We start from the raw sequence: 436 nt of genomic DNA, 5'->3' as shown, positions 1-436 counted from the left end.
GGTAAAGCGCCAGCGCGCCGAAGACGAAGACGACGATCGCCGAGACCAGCGGCATCAGCGGCAGGCTGCGCGTGAGCAGCCAGGAGACGCCGAGCGAAAGCGCGGTCGCGACCATGAAGAAGGCCGTGGCGATCAGGATCGGCTCGCCGAGATGGGCAAGCACCGGGAATTTCTCGGCCAGCCACTCGCCACGGATGGTGGTGAAGAAGAACACCAGGCCCGGCCCAAGCTCGAGCAGGAATTTCAGGCCGGGGTTCATCGGCTTGCGGCGTGGATCGGACGGGTCGCGTTCGAGGATGTTCATAAAAGTCCTTCTTGCGCATGATCTGGCCGAAAAGCAGGCGGTCTTCCAAGATCACGCCTTTGTTCAGGCGACGCCGGCGATCGCCCTGGCAAATTCGCTGGCCGAAAACGGTTCGAGGTCGTCGACCTGCTC

Annotated in this window: 1 protein-coding gene; it reads right to left on the bottom strand. The window is 63.1% G+C overall.

The window, feature by feature from the left end; translation table 11 throughout:
* On the bottom strand, positions 1 to 304 hold a 304-nt coding region (locus EOA38_RS38700), incomplete at its 3' end, for a septation protein IspZ (protein ID WP_189435282.1).
* Positions 305 to 436 lie beyond the last annotated feature (132 nt).

Origin of the sequence: Mesorhizobium sp. M1E.F.Ca.ET.041.01.1.1, assembly GCF_003997355.1 — a bacterium.
Classification (GTDB): Bacteria; Pseudomonadota; Alphaproteobacteria; order Rhizobiales; family Rhizobiaceae; genus Mesorhizobium.
Note: the sequence above shows the minus strand (reverse complement) of the source record. Positions and strands in the feature narration are given on the sequence as shown.